Raw genomic sequence first — 26,204 nt, forward strand, 5'->3', positions numbered from 1 at the left:
CCAACGCCACCTCGGTCTGTTTTGTCGGTGCGCTTTTGGGGGGAAATGGCCGGGGGCCCGACCACCCCCCCCTGGCTGGCTGGGGGGGGGGACGTGCCCGCCAGGCCACCGACGTTCCGCCACGCACGGTCACGGGGGTGCCGAGCGCGGCAGGGGACGTCGGTCACGGTGACGGCCCCGGCAGGCGATGCCTCCCGGGGCCGTCATCCTTCCCCGTTCACTCCCCCTGCGGGCGCCTGAACTTCTCGATGGCCTGGTCGACCGCCCTGTGCGGCAAACCGGTCCTGCGGGACAGGTCCATCGGCTCCATGCCGCTCAGTACCTCGTTGACGCTCCTGCCCTCCACGCTCGCGATCTCGCACACGTAGTGCTGCACCCGGTGGACCGGGAACGGCCGGAACGGCTAGGACCCCGAGGCAGGACCCATCCATTCCGCCTCGTATCCCGCGTACGTCCCGTCGTGCGTCGCCAGGTGCGTGAACTGGTCGACGTACGCCTTGAACTCCTCGTCCCCGCGGGGCAGCGCATAGGCCTTCTCGGAGAAGGTGAAGGGCTTGTCGGGGTGCAGGGAGCAGAGCTCGGGGTGGATCTTGGACTGGTAACGGGTCTCGCTCGCGTCCGTCATCATCACGTCGGCACGGCCCGCGATGATCTCCTTGAAGATCGTGGTGTTCTCCGGGTGCAGCTTGATGGTGGCCTGCTTGATGTTCTCGCGCGCGAACTGTTCGTTCGTGCCGCCGGGGTTGACGATGACGGTGGTGCCCGGCTTGTCGATGTCCTTGAACGTGCCCTCGCCGAACTTCTCCTTGTCGGCGCAGCGCACGATCGGCGTCTTGCCGTCCTCGCGGGTCGGCTCGCTGAAGTAGACCTGGCGGGCGCGCGGCAGGGTGATGGAGACACCGCCGACGGCGATGTCACAGCGTCCGGCCGCGACGTCCTTGGTGAGGTTCGCCCAGGTGGTGGGCACGTACGTGGGCTTGGCGTCGAGGCTGTCCGCCAGGTCCTCGGCCATCTTGATGTCGACGCCGCTGTACGTCTTGTCGGCGGGGTCGAGGTGCGTGAACGGGCGGTAGTCGCCGGTCGTGCAGACCTTCAGGACGCCTTTCTTCGGCACGGAGTCCAGGAGGCTGCCGTGGTGGCGGTCCTTGCCGCGTCCCGCGTCGGGTGACGCGGGCGCGGCGGCCGTGACGGCGAGCAGGCAGACCAGGGCGGACAGGGTGGCGGCACGCTTCACGGGGGCTCCTCCGGACGGGTTCGCGGCTCGAAGGGATCACCTTCGCAGAAGCGATCTGGCCGGTGAAGCCCCTTCTCACCTGCCGAGCGGCGTCAACTGGGCCGCTGTCAGGTCGGGGCCCGCCCCGTCGTCGTACGCGTCCTCGTCGAACGGGTAGAGCGGGCGCTCCACCCGGTGGTGGCCGAGCCGCAGCAGGTCCTGGTCGACACCGCCCGGGGTGAGGGCGAGGAGCCAGTCGGCGGCCATGTCGTGCAGCTCGGGCTCCAGATAGCCGATCTTGACGACGACCAGGTCGAAGGTGCGCGGGTCGATGCCGAGGCCGCCGTCGGCCGGGCCCATGAAGTCCGCGAGGGTGTGGAAGGGCTTGCGGCGCTCGACCAGGATCACGGTCACGCCGCCGGTCCGCACCGCAGCCATGTCGACCCCGCGGTCGTAGGCGCCGCCCTCCGCCCGGTCCTTCTGCTCGGTCGCGCGCTGCAACGCCACTACGGTGCCAGTGAGTTCGTACGGTCCGCCATGGTTCGCGTCGACCTTGCCGCCCACGCTCAGGGCGACCTCGGCGCCCACTCCGGCCTCGAAGCAGCGGGCGACGGCGACCGGGTCGGTGATGCCGGGGTGGACGGCGGTGACCTTCCCGGAGCGGATGTCCTCGTTCTCCAGGAGCTTTTTCAGCATGTAGGCGAGGTCGCCGGCGCCGCCCGCGGTCGGATTGTCGCCGGAGTCGCTGATCAGGAAGGGCCGCTTGTCCGATGCCACCGCCTTCTCGATGCATTCCTCGGCGCCGCCGGTCGGCCCGACGAAGACGAAGTCACGGCGTGCGTCCCAGTAGCGGCGGGCCAGCTTCTCGGCCTCGGCGGCGGCCAGTTCGGGGTCGTCGCCGGTGACGACGATCGCGGCCTTGCAGCGCGGTTCATCCGCCCAGGCGTAGCCGACCCACATCGCGGCGTCGAGGATGCCGGGCAGCTTCTCGATGTCGGCGAGCGAGGAGTAGAGGGACTTGGCGGGCTCCAGGCGCGTGCTGGTCTTCTCGCCGGGCAGGAGCACCGGCACCTGCACCCAGGCGCGGTGTGGCCGGACCCCCTCGCGCAGACAGCGCACGAGATTGCGGGCGGCGCGCTCGCGGGTGTCCCAGGCGTCCTCGTGCGGGGCGAGGCGGTGGGCGGTGAGCAGGTCGATCGGCTCGGCGAACCGGCGTGAGACGTTGCCGTGCAGGTCCATGGCGGTCGAGATCATCGGGCGGCCGCCGTCGGGGGTGCCGACGGCGTCGAGCGCGGCGCGCACGGCTTCGGTCAGGTCGGCCTCGGCGTCGGTCAGCCCGATGACGCTCATCGCGCCGTGGATGTCGTAGACCAGGCCGTCCAGGGGGCCCGCTTCCCTTATGCGGGTGACCAGTTCGTCCTTGAGGATCAGATACGACTCCGCTTCCACCGGGCCGCCGGGCAGCGAGGTCGCGTGCAGGAGCGGCACCCATTCGACCGTGTGGGCGAGGTCCGATTCCGGCCGGGTCCAGGTGTAGCGGTCCAGGAGGTCCTGGCCGCGGGTCTGGCGGAAGTCGTCCACCGTGGAGCGGTGCGGGCAGAAGGTGGACGACTCGATGCCGATGCCGCCGATGCCGATGCGGAGGCGGCGCTGACGGGTGGCGGGGGAGGTCATGCGGGGGCGCTCTCTTCCTGGGGTGCCGGGGTCGTCGGGAGGTTCTGGCGCAGGGCGGTGAGCCCGGCGCCGAGGAGGCCCGCGTCGCGGCCCGTCACGGTGGTGGTGATCTCCAGGTCCGCGGTGGCCAGGGGCAGGCAGCGCTCGTAGAGGACACCGCGTACGGCGGCGACGAGCGGTTCGGCGGTGGCGAGGACGCCGCCGAGGGCGACGGCCTGGGGGTTGAAGAAGTTCACGACGACGGAGAGGACCGTGCCGATGTGCCGTCCCGCGGCGCGCACGAGCGTGGTTGCCTGCGGGTCGCCGTCGGCGACGAGCCGCAGGAGCGCGGTGGTGTCCTCCACCTCGACGCCCTGCAGGGCGAGTTCGCGGATGAGCGCGGCGCCGCTCGCCACCGTTTCAAGGCAGCCGATGTTGCCGCAGCTGCACGGGCGGTCGCCCGCCGCCTCGATGCGTACGTGACTGATGTCGCCCGCGGAGCCGTTCGCGCCGTCGTGCGGGCGGCCCGCCACGATGACGCCGCTGCCGATGCCGCGGCCCGCCTTGACGACGACCATGTGATCGAGTCCGGGGCGTGCGGTGCGGTGCTCGCCGACGGCCATCATCGTGGCGTCGTTGTCGACGGTGACGGGGATGCCGAGGCGTTCGGCGAGGACGTCGCGCAGCGGGTAGCGATGCCAGCCGGGCATGCGGGAGGGGCTCAGTACGCGGCCTTCGGCGGGTTGCACGGGCCCCGGAAAGGCGACACCCAGGGCGCGGACGGTGCGGCCCGCCTCGCGCTGCCGGGCGCCGAGTTCGGCGACCTGGCCGCAGAGCCAGTCGACGGCTGACTCAGGCCCGGCGGTGATGTCGTGCGGCAGGTCGACGGCGTCCAGGACGGTGCCGCCGAGGTCGACGACACCGATGCGCGCGTGGTGGCTGCCGAGGTCGGCGGCGAGGGCCACGCCGCCCTGTGCCCGGACGCGCAGGAGCCGGGGACGGCGGCCGCCGCGTGAGGCTCCCTCGCCGGATTCGGTGAGCACGCCTGCGGTGACGAGTTCCTGCACGCGCAGCGACACGGTGGAGGGAGCGAGGCCCAGCTCCCGTACGAGATCGGCCCGGGAGGAGGCGGCGCCCGAGGAGACCAGCTGCAGGATGTGCTGCGCCGACCCCGGTTCGCCGTGCGGTGTTCCGGCCATGCCGCCCCCAGTTGCTTCGATCAGTTCGTTCGACATCGAGAGGAACACTAGGTGCCTTCGAAGCAAGTTGGCCAGACCCTCCCGACTTTAGGACTTCTTGCCGAACGAAGCCCTTGACTTGATTTTGTCGCCAGACCTAGCGTTCAGGCGCCGCCCGTCGATCTCCGGCACGGTCCGGCTCTCGCATCCTTGGAGGCCCTTCGCCATGCGCTCACGGCGATCACGTCCCCGCGCCCGGCGCCGGGCGCTCATAGCCGCGGCGGCATCCGTCGCCGCGCTCGCCCTCACGGCGGTCACCGGCTGCACGCAGGAGGGCGGCCGTATCGACATGGGCCCCACCGGCGGCACTCCGGTCGAGGGCGGCACCGCCACCATGGCCCTGCCGCCCGCCGCGACGCCGAACTGGATCTTCCCGATCGGCGCCCCCGGCTACGGGGCCTCGTACAACTACGGCATCCAGTCGCTGCTCTACATGCCGGTGTACGACGCCGTGCAGGACACGGGCAAGAGCGAGCTGACCACGCACGGCCCGAGCACGCTGGGCCAGGAGCCGAAGTTCAGTGACGGCAACAAGACGGTGACCGTGCCGCTGCGTGAGGGCGTGACGTGGTCCGACGGGAAGCCGGTCACCTCGCGGGACATCGAGTTCTGGTTCAACCTCGTCAAGGCCAACAAGACGAGCTGGGGCAACTACTCGGTCGGCACGATGCCCGACAACGTCAAGCGGTTCGAGACGGTCGACGACCACACCGTGCGCCTGCACCTGAGCCGCGCGTACAACCCGGACTGGTTCACCGCCAACCAGCTCACCCTGATGCGCGCCCTCCCCCAGCACGCCTGGGACGCCAAGACCGACGGCGGTGAGGTCGGTGACTGGGACCGCACCAAGTCCGGCGCCAAGGCAGTCTTCGCGCGGCTCACGCGGCACGCCAAGAGCCTGGGGGCGTACGGCTCCGATCCACTCTGGAGGACGGTCAACGGCCCCTGGAAACTTGCGGGTTGGCGGGACAGCGGCCAGGTCACCATCGTCCCGAACGAGAAGTACACCGGTCCGAAGTCGCAGCGCCCGCACCTGGACAAGGTCGTCTTCAAGCCCTTCACCACCGCCGACTCCGAGTACAACGTCCTGCGCTCCGGCGGCGTGGACTACGGCTACATCCCGCCGTCGGTCATGGCACAGAAGGAGAAGTTCGAGGAGAAGGGCTACCGCACCGACCCCTGGGAGGGCTGGGCGGCGACGTACATCGTCTACAACTTCAACTCCACGCACGCGGGCCCGATGATGGACCAGCTCTACATCAGGCAGGCGATGCAGCACCTCGTCGACCAGAAGGCGATGAGCGACGTCATCTGGCAGGGCAGCGCCACGCCGACGCTCGGTCCGGTGCCGGTGACCCCGAAGAGCCAGTACCTGTCCGAGGCGATGGAGAAGAACCAGTACCCCTTCTCCGTCTCGGAGGCCAAGAAGCTGCTCAGCGAGCACGGCTGGCGGACGGAGAACGGCACCGCCCGCTGCGTACGCCCCGGGGCGGGCCCCGACGAGTGCGGCAAGGGCATCGCGAGGAACGCACCTCTCGAACTCACCCTGCTCTCGCAGTCCGGCTCCACCGAGACCACGAACATGATGCAGGAGCTCAAGTCCTCGCTCTCCAAGGGCGGAATCGACCTGACCGTGCGCCAGCAGCCGCTGAACTCGGTGCTCGGCAACTCCGTGCCCTGCAAGGCGAAGGACCCCGGCTGCGACTGGGACATGTCGTTCTTCGGCACGGCCGGCAGCTGGTACTACCCGCTCAACCCGAGCGGTGAGCAGCTCTTCTCCACCGGCGCCTCGGCCAACTTCGGCAACTACAGCGACAAGAAGGCCGACCGGATCATCCGCGGCGTGCAGTACTCGCCCGACATGAAGGCCGTGCACGAGTACGGCGAGTACCTGGCCGAGCAGCTGCCGGTGATGTGGATGCCCAACCCCGCCTACCAGGTCTCGGTGATCCGCAACGACTTGCGGGGCGTCAGCCAGAACCCGACGGTCACCTTCGCGCCGCAGGACTGGTACTACGTCAAGAAGAAGGGAGCCGACAAGTGACCGGCTTTCTGGTCAAGCGCTTCCTTCAGGCGCTGGTCGTGCTGTTCCTGGTCTCGATCATCGTCTTCACCCTCCTCCACATGCTGCCCGGCGGCCCCGCCCGCGCCATCCTCGGCCCCAAGGGCACACCGCAGCAGATCGATACCTTCAACCACCAGCAGGGCTACGACCGTTCACTGCCCGCGCAGTACGTGATGTACCTGAAGCGGCTGTTCACCGGCGACCTCGGCGAGTCGTTCAAGCTCAACTCGCCGGTCTTCGACCTGCTCAAGCAGCGCCTGCCGAAGACGCTGCTCCTGACGGTGCTGTCCACCGCGCTGGCCGTGATCATCGCCGTCCCGCTCGGCCTGCTCCAGGCCGTGCGGCGCGGCAAGGCGTCGGACTACGCGCTGACGGGACTCGCCTTCCTCCTCTACGCGACGCCGGTGTTCTTCCTCGGCCTCATCATGATCATCCTGTTCGCGCAGGTGCTGCCGATCCTCCCGGCGGAGGCACCGCAAGGCGAGAGCGTCGGCGAACTCCTCGGCGACTTCACGGGGTTGGTCCTTCCGGTCGTCACCATGGCGTTTGGCATCGTGGCGATGTTCAGCCGTTACATGCGCTCGGCGGTCCTCGACAACCTCACCGAGGAATACGTCCGTACGGCGATGGCCAAGGGTCAGTCCAGCCGCCGGATCATGGTCCGGCACGTCCTGCGCAACGCCCTGATTCCGCTGGCCACTCTCCTCGGCCTCTACCTGCCGACGCTCTTCAGCGGCGCGCTCGTCGTCGAGTCGATGTTCAACTACCCCGGCATGGGGCTGCTGTTCTGGAACGCGGCGCAGGGCTCGGACTTCCCGGTGCTGCTCGGCGTGACCCTCGTCGTCGGCGTCGCGACCGTCGTCGGCTCGCTGCTCACCGACATCCTGTACGCCGTCCTCGACCCCCGGATCCGGAGCGTGGCATGAGTACCGCGACCGCAGACGTCACCCCCGAGGCGGCCCCGGGGAACGAGGCGGCGGCCCAGGCCACGCCCTCGCTCGCCCGCCGCACGCTCCAGGTCTTCACCGGCAACAAGCTCGCCCTGACGGGCGTGGTGGTCCTGGTGCTGCTGCTCGGCTTCAGCTACCTCGGGCCGCTCCTGTACACCACCGAGCAGACCCACACCGACCTGTCCCAGGCCAACCTCGCGCCGGGCAGCTCCGGCCATCTCCTGGGCACCACCGACCTCGGGTACGACATGGTCGGGCGGCTGATGGTCGCCGGGCAGACGTCGCTCGAAATCGGCCTGGCGGCGGGCCTGTTGGCGACGCTCTTCGGGACCGTGTACGGCGCCGTCGCGGGGTACTTCGGCGGCTGGGTGGACGCGGCCATGATGCGGATCACGGACGCGGCGCTCGCCATCCCGGCGATGTTCCTGCTCGTCGTGGTCGCCGCGATCATCACGCCCAGCAAGGGCGTCCTCATCGTCATCATCGCGTCCGTCGCCTGGCTCTCCCCCGCCCGCCTGGTGCGCGGCGAGGCGCTATCGCTGCGCGACCGCGAGTACGTACAGGCGATGCGGATGATGGGCGGCGGCGGCGCGCGGGCCGTGTTCAAGCACATCGTGCCGAACGCGATCGGCACGGTCATCGTCAACTGCACCTTCCAGATCGCCGACGCCATCCTCTACGTCAGCTATCTGGCCTTCCTCGGCCTGAGCATCCCGCCGCCGTCGGCCGACTGGGGCTCGATGCTGTCGGCCGGCATCACCTACACCCAGAACGGCTACTGGTGGCTGATCTTCCCGCCGGGCATCGCGATCGTCCTGGTCGTCGCCGCGTTCAACTTCATCGGTGACGGGCTGCGGGACGCGTTCGAAGTACGGCTGCGGAAGTAAGGGAGAACCGACACCATGACCGAGCCTCTGCTCACGATCGACGACCTGCGCGTCGACATCACCTCGCGCGAGCGCACCGTCCACGCCCTCGACGGCATCTCCCTCGAACTCGCCGCGGGTGAGGCCCTGGGCATCGTCGGCGAATCGGGCTGCGGCAAGACGATGACCGCGCTCAGCGTGCTCGGCCTGCTCCCGCCCGGCGGCGACATCACCGGCGGGCGCGTCCTGTTCGACGGCCAGGACCTGGCCGCGGCCCCCGCGCTGGCGCTTCAAGGCGTACGGGGCAACACCATCGGCATGGTCTTCCAGGACCCGCTCACCTCGCTCAACCCGACGATGACCATCGGCGCGCAGGTGGCCGAGCCGCTCGTCCTGCACCGCCCCGAGCTGAGCAGGAAAGAGACATGGGCGCGGGCCGAGGAGATGCTGCGCCTGGTCGGCATGCCGCAGCCGGCCGAGCGGATGAAGGCGTATCCGCACCAGCTGTCCGGCGGCATGCGCCAGCGCGTGGCGATCGCCATGGCCCTGGTCTGCGAGCCGAAACTGCTCATCGCGGACGAGCCGACCACCGCCCTCGACGTGACGACGCAGCACCAGATCCTGGAACTGATCGACGGCCTGCGCGAGCGCCTCGGCATGGCGATGATCCTGGTCACGCACGACCTGGGCGTCATCGCCAACCGGGTCGACCGGGTCGCGGTGATGTACGCGGGCAAGGTCGCCGAACAGGCCGACGTACGCGGCCTGTTCGCGAGGCCCCGGCACCGCTACACCGAGGCGCTCTTCGCCTCGCTCCCCGAGCGGGCCGCGGACAGCGGCACCGCGCTCCACACGATCCCGGGCCTCCCGCCCAACCTGGCGGCTCGCCACACCGGGTGCCGCTTCGCACCGCGCTGCACCTTCGCCACGGACGAGTGCCGTGAGCGGGAGCCGCAACTCGCGGACGACCAACTGCAAGGAGCAGAGCATCGGTTCGCCTGTTTCCACCCGGTGCCGGACAACGCGTCGGAGGACGAGGTCGTGATCCCGCCGACCGTGCCCGCGCCGCGGGCGCCCGGTGACGTACTGCTCGAACTCGACTCCCTGGTCAAGGAGTTCCCGCTCAAGGGCGGCGCCTTCTCCCGCACCCGTGGCACGGTGAGCGCGGTCGGCGGGGTGACGCTGGCGGTCCGCAAGGGCGAGACGTTCGGCATGGTCGGCGAGTCCGGGTGCGGCAAGACCACACTCGGCCGGATCGTCGCGGGCCTGGAGGAGCCGACGGCCGGGCACGTGCGCTTCGAGGGCCAGGACCCGGCGCGGATGTCGCGGGCCGAGCGGCGGGCGCACCGGCGGCGGGTGCAGCTGATGTTCCAGGACTCCACGGCCGCCATGGACCCCCGGATGCGGGTGGGCGAAATCCTCCGGGAGCCCCTCGTCATCCAGGGCGTCGGCAGCCGCGCCGAGCAGGAGAAACTGATCGGCGAACTCCTGGACGCGGTGGGCCTGCCGCGCGGGGCCGTGCACCGCTACCCGCATGAGTTCTCCGGCGGTCAGCGGCAACGCCTGGGTCTGGCACGGGCGTTGACGCTCTCCCCCGACCTGGTGGTCGCGGACGAGCCGGTGTCCGCGCTCGACGTGTCGGTGCAGGCGCAGATCCTGAACCTGATGCGGGAGCTGCAGCGGGAGCGCGGCCTGACGTATCTGTTCATCTCGCACGACCTGGCGGTGGTGCGCCACCTCGCGGACACCGTCGGCGTGATGTACCTGGGCAAGCTGGTCGAGTCGGGGCCCGCCGAGCAGGTGTACGCCCATCCCCTGCACCCCTATACGCGGGGACTCCTCGACACGGTCAACCTGCCGGACCCGAATGCGGCGGAGGGCTTGGAGCGGGCGCCACTGGAGGGCGAGACACCGTCGGCCGCGAAACCGCCCTCGGGCTGCCGCTTCCGCACCCGCTGTCCGCTCGCCCAGGAGGTGTGCGCCACCACGGAGCCGCCGGTGTCAACGCCGAACGGTGCGGGACACCAGGTCGCGTGCCACTTCCCCCTGTCCGCGCCTCGGCTAGCGTCGGCTGTGTGAAAGTCGACAGTGTGAAACTCGCGGATGCCCTGACCCGACGCCCGCTCGTGCTCGACGGCGGCCTCTCCAACCAGCTGGAGGCCGCGGGGCACGACCTGAGCGACGCCCTTTGGTCGGCACGGCTGCTCGCCGACCGGCCGGAGGCCATCGCGGCGGCACACCGGGCGTACTACGAGGCGGGCGCGGACATCGCCACCACGGCGAGCTATCAGGCAACGTTCGAGGGCTTCGCGAAGCACGGAGTCGACGCGGTGAGCACCGCAGAACTGATGCGCCTGAGCGTCGAGTTGGCCCGGGAAGCGGGCGCGGATGCGGGCCGTGAGGTGTGGGTGGCCGCCTCCGCGGGACCGTACGGCGCGATGCTCGCGGACGGCTCCGAGTACCGGGGCAGGTACGGCCTGACGGTGGCAGAGCTCGAACGCTTCCACCGCCCGCGCCTGGAGGTCCTTGCCGACGCGGAACCGGATGTCATCGCTCTGGAGACGGTGCCGGACACCGACGAGGCGCGGGCCCTGCTGCGGGCGGTGCGCGGCCTGGGGGTGCCCGCCTGGCTCTCGTACACCGTCTCCGGCGGCTACACGCGGGCGGGCCAGCCCTTGACGGAGGCTTTCGCGCTGGCCGCCGACGCCGAGGAGATCCTCGCGGTCGGCGTCAACTGCTGCGACCCGCAGGACGCGGAGGCCGCGGTGCGCCTCGCCGCAACGATCACCGGGAAGCCGGTGGTGGCGTACCCGAACAGCGGCGAGACGTGGGACGCGACCGCCAGGGCCTGGCGGGGTCCGTCGCACTTCACCCCGGGCCGGGTCGCGGGCCTGCGGGACGCGGGGGCGCGCCTGATCGGAGGGTGCTGCCGGGTGGGGCCGGAATCGATCGCGCGGGTGGCCGCGGAACTGTCCGGGACCGACCGGCCCACGTGAGGGCCAACGGCGCGCGACACCTCCGCCACACCCGCCCCGACCTGCGAGGACGCCTGGCTCAGGGGTAACTGTCAGTGCCGGGGTGCAGACTGAGCCGTACCTGAGACAACGACGTCCCGGAGGTGGCTCACCATGGCCGAGATCATCCTGACCGTAGGCACCCGCAAAGGGCTCTTCATCGGCCGCAAGCGCGCCGGTACGGACACCTGGCAGTTCGACGACAGCCCGTACTTCAACGCCCAGGCCATCTACTCGGTGGCCATCGACACCCGCGGCAGCGCCCCGCGGCTGCTCGTGGGCGGCGACAGTTCCCATTTCGGTCCGTCCGTCTTCCACTCCGACGACCTCGGCAGGACCTGGACGGAGCCGTCCAAGGCAGCCGTCAAGTTCCCCAAGGACACCGAGGCCTCCCTGGAGCGGGTCTGGCAGCTGCACCCGGCCGCCGCCGAACCGGACGTCGTGTACGCGGGCACGGAACCGGCCGCCCTGTACAAATCGCAGGACCGGGGTGAGACCTTCGAGCTCGTGCGCCCGCTCTGGGAGCACCCCACACGCGGCCGGTGGGAGCCGGGAGGCGGCGGCGAAGGCCTGCACACCATCCTGACCGACCCCCGCGACCCGGACGCGGTGACGGTCGCCGTCTCCACCGCCGGAGTCTTCCGCACCCAGGACGGCGGCAAGAGCTGGACCCCGGCGAACAACGGGGTCTCCGCGGTCTTCCTGCCCGACCCGAACCCGGAGTTCGGCCAGTGCGTGCACAAGGTCGCGCGGGACGCGGTGGACCCGGACCGCCTGTATCTGCAGAACCACTGGGGCGTGTTCCGCAGCGACGACGCGGGCGGGCACTGGACGGACATCGGTGAGGGCCTGCCGTCCGACTTCGGTTTCGCCGCCGTCGCCCACCCGCACCGGGCGGACACCGCCTACGTCTTTCCCATCAACGCCGACATGGACCGCGTCCCCGCCGACCACCGCTGCCGCGTCTACCGCACGTCCGACGCCGGCAAGAGCTGGGAGCCGCTCAGCCAGGGCCTCCCGGCGGGCGACCACTACGGCACGGTGCTGCGCGACGCGATGTGCAGCGACGGCCAGAATCCCGCGGGCATCTACTTCGGCAATCGCAACGGCGAGGTGTACGCATCGGCGGACGACGGGGACAGCTGGCGGGAGTTGGCGTCCCATCTGCCCGACGTACTGTGCGTGAGGGCGGCGGCCATCGGTTGATCGACGACACCGTTGCGGCAGTAGGGTGACGCCGTGGCACCACGACCCTTGCATGAAATCGTCGAGTCGGGCTGGGCGAAGGCCCTCGAACCCGTCGCCGGGAAGATCACCGAGATGGGAGACTTCCTGCGCGCGGAGATCGCCGCGGGACGCACCTACCTCCCGTCCGGGCCGAACGTGCTGCGCGCGTTCCAACAGCCCTTCGACGAGGTACGGGTGCTGATCGTCGGCCAGGACCCCTATCCGACCCCCGGGCACGCGGTGGGTCTGTCGTTCTCGGTCGCGCCCGAGGTGCGCCCGCTGCCCGGCAGTCTCATCAACATCTACCGCGAGCTCGGCTCCGACCTGAACCTCCCGCAGCCGTCGAACGGCGATCTGACGCCCTGGACGCAGCAGGGCGTTCTGCTGCTCAACAAGGCGCTCACCACGGCCCCGGGGCGCCCCGCCGCGCACCGGGGCAAGGGCTGGGAGGAGGTCACCGAGCAGGCCATCAAGGCGCTCGCCGCACGCGGCCGTCCCCTCGTCTCCATCCTGTGGGGGCGTGACGCGCGCAATCTGCGGCCGCTGCTCGGCCCGCTGCCGTCGGTCGAGTCGTCGCACCCCTCGCCGATGTCGGCGGACCGCGGCTTCTTCGGCTCGCGCCCCTTCAGCCGCGCCAACGACCTGCTCGTCCAGCAGGGCGGGCAGCCGGTGGACTGGCGGCTTCCGTGACGGACACCTCGTGGGTCCTCGGGGTGGACTCGGGCGGCTCCGGGATGCGGGTCGCCCTCGGTGGCCCGCACGGCGCGGCTGTCCCGGCCCCGGTGAGCTCGAGGGAGCCGGTGCGCACGGGCGCGCGCGGCATCGACGCCGAACACTTCACCGGGCAACTGGTGCCCATGGTCAGGGAGTTGCTGACCCAGGCGGGCGGGGGGCACATCACCGCCGTCGCCGTCGGTGCGGCGGGCATGGCAAGCCTCGGTGAGGATCTGCGCGCACGGCTGCCGGGGGCGCTCCACCAAGCCCTGGGGGTACGACGCCTGGCCCTCGCGGCGGACGGTGTCACCGCGTACGTGGGCGCGCTCGGCGACCGTCCCGGCGCGGTCGTCGCCGCGGGCACCGGCATGATCGCGATCGGAACGGACCTGGCCGCCTGGCACCGCGCCGACGGCTGGGGCCATCTGCTCGGCGACTGCGGCGGTGGCGCCTGGATCGGCCGTGCAGGGCTCGAAGCGGCGATGCGGGCGTTCGACGGCAGGCACCACGGCTCGAAGGCGCTGCTCGCCCGCGCCGAGGAACTCTTCGGCCCGGCGTCAGGACTGCCAGGTCAGCTCTATCCCCGTACGGACCGGCCCGCGATGCTCGCCTCGTTCGCACCCGAGGTGGCGCGCTGCGCCCCCGATGACCCCGTGGCCGACGCGATCCTGCGGGACGCCGCCCGGCACATCGCCGAGGCGGCGGCCGCCGTCTGCCCGGCGTCCGACGCGGTGAGCCAGGGCGAGATGCCCGAAGTCGCCCTGACCGGGGGCCTGTTCAAGATGGGCAGGGCATTGCTCGGCCCGGTGCACGCGGAGTTGCGGGACCTGCTGCGGCACGTGCGGCTCGTGGCGGCCGCCGGTGACCCGCTGGACGGCGCGGTGCGCATCGCCGCCGATCTAGCCGCGGACCGGCTGCGTCTGCCGCTCGACCCGCGCATGCTGACCGTGCACGTGATGCAGGACGGGTGAAGCGCCGGTGAGAGGGCAGTCGGCCACGCCGGAATTGACCACTCCGGAATATGACAGTCGAGCTTTACGTAACTCATAAGACAAAAGCGGACTTATACCGCCCACCTGTACCCTCCCCGAACAGCGAAGCCCTCGAAACCAGTAGCATGCGGCGCCATGAGCTCCTCCACTGGGCCCGCATCAGGCCTGCCCGTACGAATGCCGCGACCCCGCCAGCCCGGTCGGCACCGCCGCCCGGAGCCCGTGGCGGCTCCCGAGAACGCGCCCGCGCTCGTTCTCGCCGTACCGGGCGTACCCAGCAGCGCCACGCGCAGCCTCGCCGAGGAAGTCGTGAGCATCGCCCGCTCCGAGCTGCCCGGCCTCGACGCCCGCATCGGGTACCTCGACGGAACCGAGGACGCCACGGTCACCTCGTTCCCGGAGTTCCCCTCTCTGCACTCCGTGCTCGCGCACGCCGCCGCCGAGCGCACCGCGCGCTTCGAGCAGGCGCGCGCCGCGGGAGCGGACGTCGCCGAGCCCGACGGCCCCGTCGCCGTCGTGGTCCCCCTCCTCGCGGGCCCCGACAACGCGCTGATGCGGCGCGTGCGCCAGGCCGTGATGGACAGCCGCGCCCCCGCCGAGCTGACCGACGTCCTCGGCCCGCACCCGCTGCTCGCCGAGGGACTGCACGTGCGCCTGTCGGAGGCCGGCCTGGCCCGCGCCGACCGCGCCCGCCTGTTCACGGTGGCCACCGCGGCGGACGGCATCGTCCTCGCCACGGTCGGCGGCGAGGAAGCCGTGCAGGCCGCCGGGATCACCGGCATGCTGCTCGCGGCCCGCCTCGCGGTGCCGGTGATGGCCGCCGCGCTCGACCAGGAGGGCGCCATCGCGAACACCGCCGAGGAGCTGCGCGGCTCCGGCTCCACGCAGCTGGCGCTCGCCCCGTACCTGATCGGTCCCGAGATCGACGCCGGCCTGCTCGACGCCGCCGCCAAGGAGGCCGGCTGCTCGGTCGCCGAGTCGCTCGGCGCCTACCCCGCCATCGGCAAGCTCGCCCTCTCCAAGTACACGTCGGCGCTCGGCATCGCCCCGCAGCAGCCGTCGGGCGCGCCGGTCCACTGACCGCACCGCGCCGGCAGATCTGATGCCGTCACGCCGATGGGCCCGCCCCCTGATGCAGGGGGCGGGCCCATCGGCGTACGCGGGCGCGGAGGCTCAGTTGAAGATCACGCAGGAGGCGGCCGGCGCCTCGATCGAGCCCGCACGCCGCGGAATGCCCGTCTCCGGATCCACCGCGAACCACGTCACGTCGCCGGAGCGTTCATTGGCCGCGTACAGGAACCGCCCCGACGGATCGATGGCCAGGTCACGCGGCCAGTGGCCGCCGCACGGCACGGTGGCGGTGAGGCGCGGCCGGTCACCCGCCTCGTCGACGGCGAGCACCGAGATGACGTCCTGACCTCGGGTCGCGGTCCACAGGAAGCGGCCGTCGGGGGCGATGACGACCTCGGAGGGGTAGGCCTCGCCGTCGCCGTTCGTCGGGCCCGGCAGGACGGCCGCCTCGCCGAGCGGCTTGAGCGTCCCCTCGGCGGCGTCCCAGGCGCAGATGGTGAGGGTGGGGGCGAGTTCGTTCAGGACGTAGGCGCGGTCGCCGCGCGGGTGGAACACGAGATGCCGCGGTCCCGAGCCGGGCCGCAGCGCGATCTCGCGGCGCAGGGTCGGCTCGCCAGCCGCCGAGAGCTCGCAGACGCGTACGGAATCGGTGCCGAGGTCGACGCTCACCACCCACCGGCCGCTCGGGTCGGGCAGGACCTGATGGGCGTGCGGACGCTGCTGACGCTGCGGGTGGGGTCCCGAGCCGGTGTGCGCAAGGACGCCGGAGGGGGCGGGCCCAAGGCTGCCGTCGGAGCGCACGGGCAGGACGGTGACGCTGCCCGAGCCGTAGTTGGCGGTCAGGACGTGCCCTGCGTGCAGGGCCAGATGGGTGGGCGCGTCCCCGCCGACCGCGACCGGCGGCCCGGTCTGCTCGGGCTTGTCGCCGTCGAGGCGGTACGCGACGACAGCGCCGTCGGTGGTCTCACTGACGGCGTAGAGGGTGTCGCCCGCCGCCGACAGCGCGAGGTACGAGGGGTCGGCGACGGTCTCCGTGGCGCCGAGGACGGCCAGCGCACCGCTGTCAGGGTCGACGGCCGCGGTGAGGATCCCGGCACCGCCCGCCGCGGTGAAGGAGCCGATGTACGCCCGTTGGCTGTCGCCGTGCCTGCCGACCACTGCGTTCCCCTCTCGACTGCGGACCGAGCACCGGGTTCGGGGGCGCTCGTGCGGCAGACGCTAGCAGGCGGTCTAGACCAAGGCGCCGTGGCTTTCGCCGCGCGTCCTCGCGAGCGCCGCCGGGCGAGGCCCGTTGGCGTGGCGTACGAACAGGTCGTACGTACGAGCGAAGAGGGGGTCGCGCTGGGGTTTCGTGCTCAAGGGGAGCTTTCCGCGGTCAGGCGCGGTCGCCGTGGTCAGGGGGAGGTCGCCGCGGCCGTGTGCCGCGCGGCGTCTCTGATGGCGGGCAGTGCGAGGGCGCCGGCCAGCTCGGCCAGTTCCTCGTCGGTCGGGCGGACGGGCCCTTCGGCGCCGTCCTCCGCGAAGGCCCGGATGCGTGGGGTGCGGATCCCCGTCTTGTCCGCGATCGCCTGCGGCGTCAGATGACGGCGGCGCATGGTCTGTTGGAGTAGCTGAGACAGGTCGTCCATTGACCTCTCCTGCCCGGCCCGGGCGGTCTCATTCCGTATGCCTGCGCACACGGCCCGCGCCGCGCGGCGCGGGCGGCCGCTAGCGGGGCAGTACGGCCCGGATGGTCTTGCCGTTCGGCCCCCTGGTCACGGTGACCGTCCTTGCCATGTGCTGGACCATGGGCCAGCCGAATCCGCCGGTGCCACCCGCCAGGTCGGGCGCCCGCTCCTGCGGCGGTCGCGGATCGGCGTCGCCGACCGTCACGGCCACCCCGTCCGGCTCCGCCTGCAGGCGCAGGGAACACGATGTCCCGCGCGCATGCCGTACGACGTTGGTGATGAGTTCGGACACCGCGAGCTCGATGCTCACGACGTCCTGGGGCTGCACGGCCGGGCTGAGCCCGTCCACGAAAGCGCGTGCGAAGTCCCGGGCATGGGCGACGGATTCCGGCCGTTTGTCGAAGACCGCTCCGTCCGACGGTCCGGCGTCCAGGTGCGACGGACCTGTGTCCAGTCGCGTCCCGTGCGTCCTCATGAGCCCTCCTCGTACGGGGTTGACCTCTGTCCGAATGTGGGGTGGCCTCTGTCCGAGATGCACACTTGCCCGCAATACGGGCCCTGTAACGCTCCGGCGAACAACGGATCTTGTTGCAAAGTGACGTGCATAAAGCGCCGACGTGCGGGTACGTGCGCTTCACCGGCCGGTCGGGGGACGACGGAGGGCCGGCGGACAGGGAGGGACATCATGACAACGGCCACCGGTACATCCACGGGCACCGACATCGCGGAACTGCCGGAGATCGTCTCTCCCCAAGAGGTCAGTCCCAAGGACGCGCGCGACCTGTCGAAGCTGTTCTTCACCCGGCTCGCCGCGCTCGAAGAGGGCACGCACGAGTACCAGTACGCGCGCAACACCCTCGTCGAGATGAACATGTCGCTGGTCCGGTACGCCGCAGGAAGGTTTCGTCACCGCGGCGACGACATGGAGGACATCGTCCAGGTCGGCACGATCGGCCTGATCAAGGCCATCGACCGCTTCGAGCTCTCCCGCGAGGTCCAGTTCGCCACGTTCGCCGTGCCGTACATCGTCGGGGAGATCAAGCGGTTCTTCCGCGACACCTCCTGGGCCGTCCACGTTCCGCGCCGCCTCCAGGAGGCACGCGTCGAACTCGCCAAGGCCACTGACGAGCTCAGCACCCGCCTCGGCCGCGCCCCCAAGGTCAGCGAACTGGCCGAGCTGATGAACCTCAGCGAAGAAGAGGTCATCGAGGCCCGCACGGCGGCCAACGGCTACAACTCCACCTCCCTGGACGCGACGCTGCACGGCGGCGACCGCGACGACAACGAGGCGCCGCTCGCCGACTTCATCGGTGCGGAGGACCCCGCCATGGAGCTCGTGGAGGACTTCCACGCCCTGTCGCCGCTGCTCGCCCGGCTCAGCGAGCGCGACCGGGAGATCCTGCGGCTGCGGTTCGTGGACGAGCTCACCCAGTCGCAGATCGGCGAACGCCTCGGCGTCTCCCAGATGCACGTCTCGCGTCTGCTCTCCCGCACCCTGTCCCGCCTGCGCGAGGGCATGCTCACCACGCAGTGACGCCCTCGTGGCGAGAGGGCGGGACGAAGGCGGGATGTGGGCCGCCGTCGGGCGCTAGCATCAGTGCACCGCTGATGTTTGATTCAGTACTCCGCTGATGTTTGACGCAGCGCACCGCTGATGTCCGATCGAGAAGGCGACTCCCCCGCGATGGCCGACGACGCATACCTCTTCCTCCTCCCCGAGCGGCACCCCCGGCTGGGGACGGCACTCGCCGCCGTCGGCGCCCTCGAGTGCGCGGAGACCCCCGCCGTACTCGGCTGGCTCCAGGCTCATGACGCTGCGGCCTCCTCCGAGTTGGTCCGCATCCTGCCCGCGGAATCGGAGGCGTTGATCCCCGAGGACGCCGAGCGCCTGCTGGTGCCGTTGAGCGAGGAGGAGGCGCTGCGGGTCCAGCAGGAGTGCGCGCCGCAGTCCGTCACGGACATGGAGGGCGAACTCCTGGAGTTCCGGGAGACGACCCAGGACTGGGAGGCCCTGGTGCACCGGGCCTTGGCCGCGGGTATCCCCGCGGCCCGCATCGCCCGGCTCACCGGCCTCGACCCGCAGGACATCGGCCGCCTGACCGTGTGACCGTTCGGCCGTTCCCGACCGGCGGACGGTGTGGTCAGCGGGCGTCGGTGGACCGCTTCGTGAAGCGGTGCCACCAATGCCGGCGGCGAGGGTGCACGGCACGGCCGAGCCTGCGGCCGATCAGCAGGTAACCGAGCACGGCGCCCGTGGTGTTGAGCAGCACGTCGTCGACGTCGAAGGCTCGCCCGGTGACCAGGAAACCCTGGGCGAGCTCGACAAGGAACATCACCAGTGCCGTGACGGCTATGACGCGTATGAGTCCCCGGGCGCGCGGCACGAGCACCGGCAGCAGCATGCCGAACGGCAGGCCGAGCACGATGTTGCCGCCGAGCTGTTTGACGGTGTCACGGAACGCGGGCTGATCGAGGTAGTCGCGGATCGAGTCGCCGGGTCGCAGATTGCTGTGCGTCAAGGACTCGGAGGCGACCGAGGGTTCCAGCGTGAGGCGGGCCAGCAGCACGGCGAAGACCACCGTTCCCGCGAAGGCCACCAGCATGGCCATCGCCCGCGCCCACCCCGAGAGCGGGGGCGCCGTACCAGGAGCGCTCCCGCCCCCTGCTTCCTTGGTGGCCTTGCCCTGCGGAACTGTCCGTGCCATCGCGAGCCTCCATTCAGGGGGTCTTTCGTCTGCGTCTTCCCTCGGGCGTGCGGTGGATCCGCCTCCGGTCGACTTTCCGCACGCGGATCACACGGGGTCCGTACGGCCGAAGAGACCGGCGTGCCCCGGCGGAAGCTGCGTGATGATGCGGCGCAGCAGGGCGTCGTCGGCGACCTCCGCGACGGTGGCGAGCACCGCGGTGACGGCACGGCGTGCCTGCCGGACGTCGGCGTCGGCGCGTGCGCCCACCGCCGCGACGAAGGCCGCGGGCGTCAGGGGTTCGTCGGCCGGTGAGCCCTCGGTGAGCAGCGCTCCGCACTGCCGGGGCAGCAGGCGTGCGAGGTCGGTGCGGTCGTCCCCCACCAGATGCTCGCCCAGGGCCTCCAAAACGCTCTGCACGGCTCCGGCGGCCTGCTGCCGCTCCGTGTAACCCCCGCGTTCCCGGACACGGTCAAGCAGCACTTCCACGGGCTCGTTCATGTCCGCTCCTCTCCTCCGGCACGCCGTCGTGGTGGGCGCGGGACGGCTGGAGGACGGTGTCGGCCACGTCGAGCAGCGAGAGGCCGTCGCGCGCGCTCACCTTCTGCAGCCATGCCAGCCCCTCGGCAACGGCGCACTCCTGACGGGCGGCCACGTAGTCCGCCGCCTGGTGGATGCGCTCCCAGCGGGCCGCGCGCGTGCTGGTGGTCCACACCTGGCGCCGGCAGCCGGAGCCCGTGTCGTGCACGGGCCGCCAGCGCAGCAGTGCCTCCAGCGCGAGGGCGGCGGCGCGCTGCGCGTGGGTGATGTGGTCGGAGGTCACATCGGTGCGCTCGGTGTAGTAGAGGCACAGCACGCCGACCGGTGTGTGCCGGTCGTGCAGCGGGAGCGCGAGCACCCGCCGGGTGCCCGGCAGTTCCTCGGCCAGGGGCGGTCCGGTGCGGCACGGGTAGTCGCGCAGGTCCGGCACGAACACGGGCTGCATCCCCAGCGCGGCGCTGACCGAGGGGCCGTCGGCGCGGGTGAACTGTGCGGCCTCGGCCTGCAGGGCCGGTTCGTCGGTGGCGTGCAGGAGCTGCCAGTGTTCGAGCCTGGGCAGCCAGGAGAGGGCCGCGCGCTGTGCGCCGAGCGACTGCGTGAACGCGGTGCAGAGCCGGTTGGGCAGCGCGCGTCGCCCGACGGCTGCCGCGACCGACACGTCATGCACGATCGACGGTGATTCCTCCGGCATGGTCAGCATCCCTCTCAGTCGCGCGCCTCAAGGTCCGGCAGCACCCCCGGGACGGAGGCGCACGGCTGGGCCCGGCGCCCGGAGGAGCGGAAGTCCGTCTACCACGCGATGTGCCGACTCATGTCTCGCCGGCCGGAGTCGACGAGCGAAACCGTCGATCGGCATAGTCGCTCAGGCCTCCGAAACGGAGGGAAATGTGCCTGCTCAGGCCCCTATCAGAGGCGTACGGGTCGAACTGCGCAGCGGCACGGCCAATGCGACGAGCGCCTTCTCCAGGCCGTGCAGATGGGCCAGTACGGGCTCCACGGTGGAGGGGTGCGGCAGGGCGGCGGCGTCGGGGGCCGGTCCACGCGCGGCCTCCGGCGCGGTGAGCGCCTCCACCGCGGCCTCCACGCGCCAGCAGGCGGCGGCGAGCCGGTCGTCGTGCGAGGCCTCGGGGTCGGCGGCGATCGAGGCAAGACCGCGCACCTCGTCGGCGCAGGCGTCGAGCAGCGCGAGCACCTGCCGGGCGCGCTCCTTGCGGGCCCGCAGCGGACTGAACGGGTGCACCAGCGGAGCGAGCGAGAACCGCACCTTCCCCAGGAGCTGCTCCAGCTCGGCGACGAGCGGCGCGGGGTCGGCGCTCCCGGAGCCGGCGAGCCGGGCGGCGGCCTCCGCCGTGCAGGCGTGCACGCACCGCAGGGCGCGCTCGATCCAGGCGTTGGTGGTGGCGTGCGTGGTGACGGGCAGGACCAGGAGCACGGCGAGGACGGCGCCGAGCGCCCCCACGCCGGTCTCCGCGACCCGCAGGGCGAGCAGCCCCGGGTTGAGCACTCCAAGGAGGCCGTAGAGCACCCCGGCCATCACGGTGACCGCGAGCATCATCCAGGTGTAGGAGACCGCCGCGGTGTAGAAGATCCCGAAGACGCTGATGGCGACGATGATCGCCGAGGGCACGGGCGCGCCGTGCAGCGGTACCGCGAGGACGAAGCCCGCGCCGATGCCGATGACCGTGCCGAGGACCCGCCGGAAGCCGCGCACCAGCGTCTCCCCGCTCGACGCGGTGTTCACGAACACCCACCAGGTGGCGCCCACGGCCCAGTACCACCGCTCGTGGGAGAGCACCTGGCCGGCCGCGAGCGCGAAGGCGCCGCCGAGTGTCGCCTGGACCGCCTGCCGGGTGGTCGTCCTGGCCAGTCCCGTGCCACCGGGCGGCGCTGGTGCGACCGGGGGCGGCAGCCGGCGCTCGTAGCACCACGCCCCGAAGCGCACGGCCGAGGAGGCGCACAGGGACAGCACGATGGCCGTGAACAGCTCGGGCAGCTGCCCCGGTCCCGTGTGCAGGAACTGCGTCGCGAAGAACATCATGAACGCGAACACGCCGAGCGAGTGTCCGCGCGGCCCCCACCGCCGCGCGTACACGCCCGCGCCCATCACGGCCAGGAAGGCGACGTCCCGCGCCACGGGCACGTCGTGCAGCCCGGCCGCGAGCGCCAGCACGGGGAATCCGACCACCGGCAGCAGAAGCGTGGTGACGGCCTGCCTCTTCACCGTCGCGTCGCTCACGGTGAACAGGGCGAGCAGCGCCGCGAGCCCACCGGTGATCGCCGCGGCCAGCGAGTGCCCGGCCAGTCCGCACACGGCCACCGCAAGCGCGATGCCGATGACGGCCCGCAGCGCGAAACGCAGCCGCGCCCGCCCCGGATCCGGCGCCACGAACACCCTCTTCAGCACGGCTACCCCGCCCCTTCCGCGTACGACTCGACCTGCCCGCATGAAAAAGGCGCCGCGGGGATCCGCAGCGCCATCGACAGCAACATTTCACCATCCGAGGCCCGACTGGCTCAACCGGCACCGATTCCACTGGGCCAATGGCCCACTCACCTGCCTGCGGGCCGTACCACGGGAGGGCCAACGGATCATTCGACGCGGGCGTGCCGGCTTACGGCGTACATCCTGCGCGCCGGGGTACCCGTCGAGGGCCCCGTCGTAGGCTGACAGGCCTCGAGTCTTAAGGAGTCGGCATGCCTGGAGTCATCAACCGCATCAAGCAGTTCGTCCGCAGCCCCCAGGGGCAGCGCACGATCCAGCAGGCCCGTCGGGCCTCGGCCGATCCCCGGAAGCGGGCCCAGGCCAAGCGGATGCTCGGCAAGTTCCGAGGTCGTCGCTGAGCCGTCGTTCAGGGCTCCGTCGGCGGCCACTGAGGGCGCTGGTCGGCCGGGAGGGTCTGCAGCGCCTGGCCGACCGTGCGGTAAGCGGGGAGCAGGTCCGTGCTGCCGGTCAGCGCCAGCATCTCCGACAGCCGCCGCCCCGCACCCGCGAGCAGCAGCCTGCCCTCGCGGCGGGCGAGCAGCCAGCGCACGGCGAGCAGGCAGTTCAGCCCGCGCGAGTCGCAGAACATCAGCGCCGTCACGTCGAGGACCAGGTGCCGGTGCCCGGCCTCGACGGAAGCGCCGAGGGTACGCAGAAAGTACTCCTCGCAGGACTGGTCGAGTTCGCCGCTGACCCGCAGCACCGCGGAGTCGGAGCAACTCGCGAGCTCGGTGATGGTCAGGCGATGGGTCTCAGTGGACATCACACCCCCAAGAGCCATCGTACCGAGGTCAGCCCAGCGGCCTCTCCCGAAACAGCTCCGCGCGGCGCGTCCCCCGCCGGCCCTGCCTCCTGACCTGCGCTGTCTACCTTTTGTCGGTGAGCTTGGCCCGAAGCCGCCCGAGGGTCCGGTTGAGGATGCGCGAGACGTGCATCTGGGAGATGCCCAGCTCCGCGCCGATCTCACTCTGCGTCATGTCGGCGGCGAATCGCATCGCGAGGATCGTGCGTTCGCGGGCCGGCAGCGCGGCGATGAGCGGCTTCAGGGAGTGCAGGTCCTCGACCTTGTCCAGCGCCGGGTCGCTGTAGCCGACGTGATCGGCCAGCGTGTCGTCCGAGTCGACGCCGTCGGCCGGGAAGTCCAGGGAGGCCGTGGTGTAGCCGTTGGCCGCGGTGAGGCCCTCGCTGATCTCGGCCTCGTCCAGGTCCAGGTACTCGGCGAGTTCGGCCGTGGTCGGGGCGTGGCCGTTGGCCTGTTCGAGGACGGTGGTGGCCTTCACCAGGTCGAGGCGGAGTTCCTGCAGCCGCCGCGGGACGCGGACGGCCCAGGTGGTGTCGCGGAAGAAGCGCTTGATCTCGCCCATGATCGTCGGCAGCGCGAAGGTGGTGAACTCCACGCCACGCTGGAGGTCGAAGCGGTTGATCGCCTTGATCAGACCGATCGTGCCGACCTGCACGACGTCCTCGTACGACTCATCGCGCGGGCGCATCCGATGCGCCGCGTACTGCACGAGGTTGAGGTTCAGCTCCACCAGGGAGTTGCGTACGTACGCGTGCTCGGGTGTCCCTTCCTCCACTTCGTCCAGGCGGGCGAAGAGCGCCTTGGAGAGGGCCCGGAGGTCGGCCGTGCGCCGACTGCCGGTGTTCGACCCGGTGTACGGCGGGGGGTGCTCGATGCCCGTCGGGTCGGCGGCGGTGAAGTCGGGGCCGTCGGTATGTCGTTCGGCGTACGACATCGTGGGGACTGCGCTGCTGGTCGTCGGGGCCACCGTCGTCACTCCCGGTCCAGAGGGCGCCCTCCGTGCGAGAGCGCGCTGTGCACGGGCTCTTACCCTCCATCTCCCGTTACATTCCTGTGACTTGACTCTCCGTATCTCCGTATAGGAAGCGCCTTTCGGGGAACTCGGCTCAACCGTGGGATGACACGGGAGGTGGACGGCTGTGATCTGGTGGATGTGGCTTGCCGTGGTACTCGTCGCACTGCTCCTGCTGGGCGGTGCGGTTCTCGGGGTTCAGGCGAAACGCCGTGGCGGCGGCGCGATCGTGGTCCGGCGGGGGCGCCGCGCGGGACGCGGGGGGATTCGATGATCACCCTGATGCTCGTCGCGGAGCTCACCAAGCGGCCCGTGGTCACGCTCGGCGGGGAGGCGGTGGCCCAGGTCAAGGACACCGTCTTCGACGCCTCGGGCGGGCAGATCACCGGGTTCACGCTGGCGGGCCGCGGGCTGCTGTCCGGCCCGCTCAAGCAGAGCCTGCCCTGGTCCGGCGTCCACGCCCTCGGACCGGACGCGGTGATGATCCCGTCCGCCGATGTCCTGCAGGCCAGGGACGCGGTGGTGGACCGGGGCGAAGCCGACACCGGCCAGGTGCGTGGCGCCCGCGTACTGAGCGATGGGGGGCTGGAGTTGGGCACCGTACTGGACGCGGTGGTGGAGAGCGGCGTCAGCGGCCGGGTGGCCGGCTTCGAGATCGCGACCACCGAGGCGATGGGCCGCCACGAGCGCAAGGCGTTCCTGCCGGCGCACGGACAACTGGCCATGACCGGGGACACGTTGGTGATCCCGGCCGGGCTCGCCGAGCAGGCGGTGGACGACCTCGACGCGCTGACCGCGGCGTGGCATCGGAACCGGGCCGCGGGTGAGACGGGGCTCCGGAAGGGGGACGCGCGATGATGCTGCTCAGCCAGGTCCTGGGGCATCCGGTCATCGGCGCCGATGACGCGCGGCCCGCCGGTGAGGTGGACGGTCTCGGCATCGATCCGCGGACCCGCCGGATCACGGAGCTGTATCTGCGGGGCGCCAGGAGCGGCGGCGACAGCGTTCCCTGGGCGCAGGTGCGCGGGATGGGACCGGACGCCGTGATCATCGACACCACCGCCGCCGCGACCGATGCGGTACGCGGCGGTTCGCACTCCCGAGCGCACAAGAGGCTGCTGGGCAAGCGGGTTCTCACCGAGTACGGCGAGGACATCGGCACGCTCACCGAAGTCACGTTCGACCCGGACACCGGCAGCGTCGGCGATCTCTACATCGGGCGCGAACAGGTCCCCGGCAGCCGCCTCGTGGGCCTGGGCGCCTACGCACTGGTCCTCGGCACGCAGATCCCGACCGTGCCCGCGGGCTGATCCACCCCGCACCGGGCCGGCCACCCCATTGGGTGAGAATGCGCCTTTGGCCCTCGGGCAGCAGAAGCGTCATGCGAGCCATCAGCCTGATCGAACACGCCATGGAACGCTGGACAACCACCCTGTGGACCCTGCTGCTTCCACCGAAACAGAAGCGCGGGGAAGTGGTCGCCATACTGCGCCGGCAGTGCGATGACAGCGCGTTGATCCTCGGGCGCGAGCGCGTTCTGGTGCCCAACTCGTTCGTCATCGACCTGCCGCCGGAGAGCCACCGGCAGCTGACCACCACCGGCACGGAGCTGAACCGCTACCTCGCCGCTCAGGTGCACCGCCACGCCGCCGAACAGGGCTACACGTTCGCCGGGCCCGTGGCCGTCAGGCTGCGGTCGGCCGGTGGTGACGCGGTCGGCAGGTTCCAGATCCACGGCCATATCGCCCCGCAGAAGACGGGGTGATCCGCGGGCCTGTCCGCCTGCCTGCCACCTGCCTGCCACCTGCCGCAGAAACGCTGCGTTTCGAGCGGGGCAATATGTGTGCCGGCCGTGAGAGAAATCAGCTACAGGCGCTCTGAGGGTTTCTTGTGCGACGCCCGGAACGCATTTTTTTACCACGCGTCGCCGTCCCCACCGTGCTACTGTCGATCTCAGTTGCAGTTGTGGTTCCCAAAAAACTTCAAGTGCCCTCACCGCCTTTTCGGCCGGTGG

General features: G+C 71.1%; 29 protein-coding genes. 15 read left to right on the forward strand and 14 right to left on the reverse strand.

Annotated elements, in window-relative coordinates; translation table 11 throughout:
* Positions 1–217 precede the first annotated feature (217 nt).
* The 4 genes from ACZ5U5_RS05105 to ACZ5U5_RS05120 all read right to left on the reverse strand — a co-directional run bounded on the left by ACZ5U5_RS05105 (position 218) and on the right by ACZ5U5_RS05120 (position 4,101).
* On the reverse strand, positions 218–376 hold the full coding sequence (locus ACZ5U5_RS05105; RefSeq protein WP_469016385.1) for a hypothetical protein: 159 nt from the start codon (positions 374–376) through the stop codon (positions 218–220).
* Positions 377–403: 27 nt separating this feature from the next.
* The gene (locus ACZ5U5_RS05110; RefSeq protein WP_469016388.1) at positions 404–1,234 is read right to left on the reverse strand and encodes a transporter substrate-binding domain-containing protein; all 831 of its coding nucleotides are present in this window, start codon (positions 1,232–1,234) and stop codon (positions 404–406) included.
* A gap of 75 nt (positions 1,235–1,309) precedes the next feature.
* Entirely contained in the window at positions 1,310–2,887 is a 1,578-nt protein-coding gene (locus ACZ5U5_RS05115; RefSeq protein ID WP_469016391.1) for a M81 family metallopeptidase, read from the reverse strand.
* Entirely contained in the window at positions 2,884–4,101 is a 1,218-nt protein-coding gene (locus ACZ5U5_RS05120) for an ROK family protein (protein ID WP_469016394.1), read from the reverse strand. Before ACZ5U5_RS05120 ends, ACZ5U5_RS05115 begins: the two co-directional genes overlap by 4 nt.
* 169 nt (positions 4,102–4,270) lie before the next feature.
* On the opposite strand from ACZ5U5_RS05120, the gene ACZ5U5_RS05125 reads away from it, so the two are divergent.
* The 9 genes from ACZ5U5_RS05125 to ACZ5U5_RS05165 all read left to right on the forward strand — a co-directional run bounded on the left by ACZ5U5_RS05125 (position 4,271) and on the right by ACZ5U5_RS05165 (position 15,012).
* Positions 4,271–6,148 (forward strand): peptide ABC transporter substrate-binding protein, encoded by a 1,878-nt coding sequence (locus ACZ5U5_RS05125; protein WP_469016396.1) that lies wholly within the window; start codon positions 4,271–4,273, stop codon positions 6,146–6,148.
* The gene (locus tag ACZ5U5_RS05130) at positions 6,145–7,095 is read left to right on the forward strand and encodes an ABC transporter permease (protein WP_469016399.1); all 951 of its coding nucleotides are present in this window, start codon (positions 6,145–6,147) and stop codon (positions 7,093–7,095) included. Before ACZ5U5_RS05125 ends, ACZ5U5_RS05130 begins: the two co-directional genes overlap by 4 nt.
* Positions 7,092–8,006 carry an ABC transporter permease gene (locus tag ACZ5U5_RS05135; RefSeq protein WP_469016402.1) on the forward strand — a complete coding sequence of 305 codons (915 nt, stop codon included), beginning with the start codon at positions 7,092–7,094 and terminating at the stop codon, positions 8,004–8,006. Before ACZ5U5_RS05130 ends, ACZ5U5_RS05135 begins: the two co-directional genes overlap by 4 nt.
* A gap of 15 nt (positions 8,007–8,021) precedes the next feature.
* Positions 8,022–10,064 (forward strand): ABC transporter ATP-binding protein, encoded by a 2,043-nt coding sequence (locus ACZ5U5_RS05140; RefSeq protein ID WP_469016404.1) that lies wholly within the window; start codon positions 8,022–8,024, stop codon positions 10,062–10,064.
* Positions 10,061–10,981, forward strand: coding sequence for a homocysteine S-methyltransferase (mmuM, locus tag ACZ5U5_RS05145; protein ID WP_469016406.1), 921 nt, complete (start codon positions 10,061–10,063; stop codon positions 10,979–10,981). Before ACZ5U5_RS05140 ends, mmuM begins: the two co-directional genes overlap by 4 nt.
* 132 nt (positions 10,982–11,113) lie before the next feature.
* Positions 11,114–12,205: a WD40/YVTN/BNR-like repeat-containing protein gene (locus tag ACZ5U5_RS05150; protein ID WP_469016409.1), complete on the forward strand. Its 1,092-nt coding sequence runs from the start codon at positions 11,114–11,116 to the stop codon at positions 12,203–12,205.
* Between the two features lie 33 nt (positions 12,206–12,238).
* The gene (locus ACZ5U5_RS05155; RefSeq protein ID WP_469016411.1) at positions 12,239–12,916 is read left to right on the forward strand and encodes a uracil-DNA glycosylase; all 678 of its coding nucleotides are present in this window, start codon (positions 12,239–12,241) and stop codon (positions 12,914–12,916) included.
* Positions 12,913–13,911, forward strand: a complete 999-nt coding sequence (locus ACZ5U5_RS05160) for an N-acetylglucosamine kinase (protein WP_469016413.1) — start codon at positions 12,913–12,915, stop codon at positions 13,909–13,911. Before ACZ5U5_RS05155 ends, ACZ5U5_RS05160 begins: the two co-directional genes overlap by 4 nt.
* 156 nt (positions 13,912–14,067) lie before the next feature.
* The gene (locus ACZ5U5_RS05165; protein ID WP_469016416.1) at positions 14,068–15,012 is read left to right on the forward strand and encodes a sirohydrochlorin chelatase; all 945 of its coding nucleotides are present in this window, start codon (positions 14,068–14,070) and stop codon (positions 15,010–15,012) included.
* A gap of 93 nt (positions 15,013–15,105) precedes the next feature.
* Here ACZ5U5_RS05165 and ACZ5U5_RS05170 read toward each other — a convergent pair whose 3' ends face one another.
* The 4 genes from ACZ5U5_RS05170 to ACZ5U5_RS05185 form a co-directional block, all read right to left on the reverse strand.
* Positions 15,106–16,161 carry a lactonase family protein gene (locus tag ACZ5U5_RS05170; RefSeq protein ID WP_469016418.1) on the reverse strand — a complete coding sequence of 352 codons (1,056 nt, stop codon included), beginning with the start codon at positions 16,159–16,161 and terminating at the stop codon, positions 15,106–15,108.
* A gap of 72 nt (positions 16,162–16,233) precedes the next feature.
* Complete coding sequence (locus ACZ5U5_RS05175; protein ID WP_469016421.1) at positions 16,234–16,362, reverse strand: hypothetical protein; 129 nt, start codon at positions 16,360–16,362, stop codon at positions 16,234–16,236.
* Positions 16,363–16,397: 35 nt separating this feature from the next.
* Positions 16,398–16,631 carry an XRE family transcriptional regulator gene (locus ACZ5U5_RS05180; RefSeq protein WP_469016424.1) on the reverse strand — a complete coding sequence of 78 codons (234 nt, stop codon included), beginning with the start codon at positions 16,629–16,631 and terminating at the stop codon, positions 16,398–16,400.
* A 79-nt stretch (positions 16,632–16,710) separates the two neighbouring features.
* A complete protein-coding gene (locus ACZ5U5_RS05185) occupies positions 16,711–17,145 on the reverse strand; it encodes an ATP-binding protein (RefSeq protein WP_469016426.1) in 435 nt (144 codons plus the stop codon).
* A 210-nt stretch (positions 17,146–17,355) separates the two neighbouring features.
* Between ACZ5U5_RS05185 and ACZ5U5_RS05190 the strand changes: the two genes are divergently transcribed.
* Positions 17,356–18,204 (forward strand): RNA polymerase sigma factor SigF, encoded by an 849-nt coding sequence (locus ACZ5U5_RS05190; RefSeq protein ID WP_469016429.1) that lies wholly within the window; start codon positions 17,356–17,358, stop codon positions 18,202–18,204.
* Between the two features lie 120 nt (positions 18,205–18,324).
* Complete coding sequence (locus ACZ5U5_RS05195) at positions 18,325–18,777, forward strand: DUF6003 family protein (RefSeq protein WP_469016431.1); 453 nt, start codon at positions 18,325–18,327, stop codon at positions 18,775–18,777.
* A gap of 34 nt (positions 18,778–18,811) precedes the next feature.
* Here ACZ5U5_RS05195 and ACZ5U5_RS05200 read toward each other — a convergent pair whose 3' ends face one another.
* The 4 genes from ACZ5U5_RS05200 to ACZ5U5_RS05215 all read right to left on the reverse strand — a co-directional run bounded on the left by ACZ5U5_RS05200 (position 18,812) and on the right by ACZ5U5_RS05215 (position 22,298).
* A complete protein-coding gene (locus tag ACZ5U5_RS05200) occupies positions 18,812–19,375 on the reverse strand; it encodes a VanZ family protein (RefSeq protein ID WP_469016434.1) in 564 nt (187 codons plus the stop codon).
* Between the two features lie 87 nt (positions 19,376–19,462).
* Positions 19,463–19,855, reverse strand: a complete 393-nt coding sequence (locus ACZ5U5_RS05205; RefSeq protein ID WP_469016436.1) for a DUF2267 domain-containing protein — start codon at positions 19,853–19,855, stop codon at positions 19,463–19,465.
* Positions 19,827–20,585 (reverse strand): GAF domain-containing protein, encoded by a 759-nt coding sequence (locus tag ACZ5U5_RS05210; protein ID WP_469016438.1) that lies wholly within the window; start codon positions 20,583–20,585, stop codon positions 19,827–19,829. The genes ACZ5U5_RS05205 and ACZ5U5_RS05210 overlap by 29 nt, the downstream gene beginning before the upstream one ends.
* Positions 20,586–20,789: 204 nt before the next feature.
* Complete coding sequence (locus ACZ5U5_RS05215; protein WP_469016441.1) at positions 20,790–22,298, reverse strand: FUSC family protein; 1,509 nt, start codon at positions 22,296–22,298, stop codon at positions 20,790–20,792.
* A 290-nt stretch (positions 22,299–22,588) separates the two neighbouring features.
* Here ACZ5U5_RS05215 and ACZ5U5_RS05220 point away from each other — a divergent pair, with 290 nt between their 5' ends.
* Positions 22,589–22,735, forward strand: coding sequence for a hypothetical protein (locus ACZ5U5_RS05220; RefSeq protein WP_469016443.1), 147 nt, complete (start codon positions 22,589–22,591; stop codon positions 22,733–22,735).
* Between the two features lie 8 nt (positions 22,736–22,743).
* Here the strand turns inward: ACZ5U5_RS05220 and ACZ5U5_RS05225 are convergent, their stop codons facing one another.
* Both ACZ5U5_RS05225 and ACZ5U5_RS05230 read right to left on the reverse strand, forming a co-directional pair.
* The gene (locus ACZ5U5_RS05225) at positions 22,744–23,139 is read right to left on the reverse strand and encodes an STAS domain-containing protein (protein WP_469016446.1); all 396 of its coding nucleotides are present in this window, start codon (positions 23,137–23,139) and stop codon (positions 22,744–22,746) included.
* A 103-nt stretch (positions 23,140–23,242) separates the two neighbouring features.
* A complete protein-coding gene (locus ACZ5U5_RS05230) occupies positions 23,243–24,112 on the reverse strand; it encodes an RNA polymerase sigma factor SigF (protein WP_469016973.1) in 870 nt (289 codons plus the stop codon).
* A 348-nt stretch (positions 24,113–24,460) separates the two neighbouring features.
* Here ACZ5U5_RS05230 and ACZ5U5_RS05235 point away from each other — a divergent pair, with 348 nt between their 5' ends.
* From ACZ5U5_RS05235 to ACZ5U5_RS05245, 3 genes are all read left to right on the forward strand, one after another.
* Positions 24,461–25,048, forward strand: a complete 588-nt coding sequence (locus ACZ5U5_RS05235) for a PRC-barrel domain-containing protein (protein WP_469016449.1) — start codon at positions 24,461–24,463, stop codon at positions 25,046–25,048.
* A complete protein-coding gene (locus ACZ5U5_RS05240) occupies positions 25,045–25,500 on the forward strand; it encodes a PRC-barrel domain-containing protein (RefSeq protein WP_469016452.1) in 456 nt (151 codons plus the stop codon). The genes ACZ5U5_RS05235 and ACZ5U5_RS05240 overlap by 4 nt, the downstream gene beginning before the upstream one ends.
* Before the next feature lie 71 nt (positions 25,501–25,571).
* A complete protein-coding gene (locus ACZ5U5_RS05245) occupies positions 25,572–25,955 on the forward strand; it encodes an FhaA domain-containing protein (RefSeq protein WP_469016455.1) in 384 nt (127 codons plus the stop codon).
* Positions 25,956–26,204: the final 249 nt, after the last annotated feature.

This window comes from Streptomyces sp. NPDC033177, from assembly GCF_055577715.1.